Annotated in this window: 2 protein-coding genes; one reads left to right on the top strand and one right to left on the bottom strand. The window is 64.6% G+C overall.

From position 1 onward, the window contains the following. Positions 1-2,108: 2,108 nt before the first annotated feature. Positions 2,109-2,381 carry a hypothetical protein gene (locus tag LZ199_RS45800; protein ID WP_254000162.1) on the top strand — a complete coding sequence of 91 codons (273 nt, stop codon included), beginning with the start codon at positions 2,109-2,111 and terminating at the stop codon, positions 2,379-2,381. Here LZ199_RS45800 and istB read toward each other — a convergent pair. Then, positions 2,378-3,145: an IS21-like element helper ATPase IstB gene (gene istB, locus LZ199_RS45795; protein ID WP_163871124.1), complete on the bottom strand. Its 768-nt coding sequence runs from the start codon at positions 3,143-3,145 to the stop codon at positions 2,378-2,380. The two genes, LZ199_RS45800 and istB, sit on opposite strands and share 4 nt — an antisense overlap. Between the last annotated feature and the right edge of the window lie 197 nt (positions 3,146-3,342).

The following is a 3,342-nucleotide window of genomic DNA, read 5'->3' as shown; positions in this document are numbered from 1 at the left end:
TGAGCCAGGATCAAACTCTCCAATTTTAATTTGAAGGTTGAACCGGCGTCAGTCGAGGTCCGGCTAAGGAACCTCAACTCGCTGATTCACTGCAGGCACTGCTGGTATGCGCTTCTCAGCGCTCCCTTGCTGGTGCCTTCTCAAAGATTGACTGCGGTTTCCGCAATCCTTCTCTTCTTCTTGGGCTTGCTATTTGGTTTTCAAAGACCGAGTCGCTTGTTTCAACCGCGACTTCCTGCTACCTTGCCGCCGCCTTCAACTTCTTTCCGGCGTCAGCGGGGCGCCTCTTCTATTTCATCTTCGCGTCCGCTGTCAACCACCCAGTTTCTGCTTTTCTTCTCTGCTGCTTCCCGAAGTCTCCAGCGCCGCCCAGTGGCTTCCGCTGCTTCTTTCGGGAGGGCGCGGCTTCTATCTCTCCGCCGCATCCCGTGTCAACTGTCGCTTCGTTGACTCCCTCGCCGCTTCCGCCCTGCTGCTGCCCGGGCTTCGTCGTCGGGGGCGCGGCTTCTACCACCGCCGCGTCTTCTGTCAACCTGCTTCGTTGACCGCTGTATTCCGTGCTGTCGGTACGTCCTCACCACGGAGTGCTCCGCGCCAGTGCGCGGGCTTCGTTGCGAGGGGGGGCGGCTTGTACCATCGGGATTCGGCGAACACCAGCGTTCTGATCGCAGGGCGTCGGATTTCTTCGGGTGGGAGCAGCGACCTCGCGGATCTACCTTGAGGATCCGCTCGGGCCTCTAGCATGCAGGCAGCGAACCCGCCTACCGCCTGCTTGCTAGGCGAGTCAGTGTGCGCCCAGCTCCATAGAACCAGATGAGCAGCTCCTTCAGTGCTCACCGGCTCACTTCCTGGAGGCAGGGGCTTTTCGGCAGGAGCGGCTGGTCGCCTTCTTCAGGTGCCAGACCGGAGCATTCAGGGCTGGCCGCACGACAGGCCCCTCGAAAGGGAGAGCGGCTCGTCATGACCGAGGTGGGGAGCTCCGGAGTGCACAGGTGGGTTGGCTCGACTTCACTCGAGAGGGGACGCCAGCCGTTCTGGAAGTGGCGCCTGGAGGACCAGCCTTCGAGACCGCGTACCAGGTGATGTCCATCCGGGCCGTCCCTCCCGGGCCTTGAAGGGCCTGCGCTGGACTGCGTCCCTACACGTCGTCGGCTCTTCGCGCGTTCGACTGCGGTGGGCGTGTTGCTCGCCGCAGGAGAGTTTGCCAGGGCAGGGGCACTCCCCCTTGAGAACGAGCACGGAGCCCCCTCTGGCAAGGTCCAGTCCAAAGCGGATGCGCTCATCGAGCTACCGACCGTGCTCCGCGGCGTTCTTCGACGAGCTCGCGCCAGCAAAACGGGTTCTCACACGGCGTCGCTTCGTGGGCGCCCGCTCCAGGAAGGATGTCGCCGAGTTTCTCTTCTACACACGGATACGGGTCCGGTCCTTCGCTCCCGCCCTGGAGCAACACCTCTGCGGCAGTGCCTTCAAGACCGCCCGGACAAAGCGGGCATGTAGCCCCTCTCCCCCGGCATGCCGCAGCGGACTCTCTGGATTGCTCGCGGGCGCCCCGGCGCCGAGTGCCCGCATCCTCGTGCCGAAACAGCTCCACTACTGTCCTCCCTGTGCTGCCGGATAGGCCCCAGCTCCTCCAGAGAGAACAGGTGCTCGCACCTGGCGGCCATTCGCAGGCCCGTTCCGGCGGAGTGTTCTCTTCTCGGCGCCCATCCCCTGGCCACGACGTTTTGGGGCTTCAGGAAGGGCTCCCTCCGGCCATGGGGAACGAACAGAGCACGCAAGGGCGGGGCCCCCCCTTTCCTTCGCCGCGACAATCTCACCGTCGCGCCAGTGGTCCTCTCGTAGGTGCCCTCCTGGACCTCCCATGGGGAGGAGCCATGCTGGTCGTGCGCCCTCGCGTTTGGTCTCCCTTCCTCAGGAGAGCTCCTTCGAGCTACGCGGTGAGCCCTTCCCCGCGTAGATGCCACTCAGGTTCCGCCGTGGTTTCCACCACGCTCCCGTACAACTGGGCGACAGCCTCCACGCCAAGAAGGTAAGAGCTCGCCGTCCCCCGTCGTGACCAGCGCGACCGAGTCGTGAGACGTCCTGTCGCCACACACGAGGAGGTGGACATGGACGCGGAGTTGGAGCGGTTCCGGCAAGAGGTGACGAGGCTGCAGGCGGGGAAGGTGCGCAGCTCGGTGCGCTACCCCGAGACGCTGCGGGGATTCGCGGTGCGTTACGCGACGGAGGCGTTGAAGCGCGGAGTGTCAAGGACCGGGGGCATGGACCGGGTGAGGGTCGGCCAAGCGGATCGCCCTGGTGAGCTCGTCAGTGAGCCGTTGTTCGAGTTCACGGCGGTGACGAGTTTGGGGTCGGCCAAGCGGATCCACGCTGGTGTCTAACGAGCCTCCGCGGCAGTGGGCTTGCGGCGCCGGGCAGGGGGTGGATTGCGATAGCTGTCGCCTTCGATGACCAGGACGTGAGCGTGGTGGAGCAGCCTGTCCATGGCGGCACTGGCCATCAGCGGGTCGCCGAAGAGCGGAGGCCACTCTTCAATCGCCCGGTTGGAGGTGATGACGGTGCTCTTGCGCTCGTACCTCTGGCGGACGACCTCGTAGAGGTCCACCGGCTCATCCTGTGTCAGCCCGCGAAGGCCGAGGTCATCGATGATGAGCAGGTCTGGCGAGGTGAAGCGCAACAGGCGCTTCTCGTAGCTACCGTCGCCCCGTGCGGCGCGGAGTTGCATGAGCAGCTCGTGGGTGCCGACGTAGAGAGTGCTGTAGCCAGCACGGCAAGCACGGTGACCGAGGGCTTGAGCCAGGTGGGACTTGCCGACACCGGTGGGACCGACGACGAGCACGTTGTCGTGGCGCTCCAGGAAGCCGCACGTGCCCAGCTCCAGCACCTTGGCCTTGGGCACGCTGGGGTTGAAGTGGAAGTCGAAGTCCTCCAGCGTCCTGGCGTGCTCGAAGGAGGCGCGACGCACGCGCTGGGAAAGCTGCTTGGAGTCGCGACGCTCCACCTCGTCGCTCAGCAGCCGGTAGAGGAATTCGGAGTGGGAGAGGTTGTCGTCCACAGCCTGCTGGGTGCGCAGTTGAAGGGACTGGAGGACACCGGACAGGCGCAGCTTCTTGAGCATGGGAATCAGCTCGTCAGTGGGACTCAATTTCGGGCTCCTGGGGTACGGCGGGGTGGTGCAGCAGCTCGGCCACGCTGCGTGCGAAGCGAGGCTGAGAGTAACTCCTCGCCGGAGCCCGTCGTGACAAGCGGGGTATGAGGTGAGGAGGTTGTCGCTCCATGGGTGGGACGAGGAGCGACGGTATGGATTTGGAGCAGATGAGGGAGACGTTGCGCGCGCAGGCG

Origin of the sequence: Myxococcus qinghaiensis, assembly GCF_024198215.1 — a bacterium.
Taxonomy (GTDB): Bacteria; Myxococcota; Myxococcia; order Myxococcales; family Myxococcaceae; genus Myxococcus; species Myxococcus qinghaiensis.
Note: the sequence above shows the minus strand (reverse complement) of the source record. Positions and strands in the feature narration are given on the sequence as shown.

Bases quoted from the DNA above. Each gene is read 5' to 3' on its own strand.
- LZ199_RS45800 (WP_254000162.1), top strand. From the start codon at position 2,109: ATGGACGCGGAGTTGGAGCGGTTCCGGCAAGAGGTGACGAGGCTGCAG.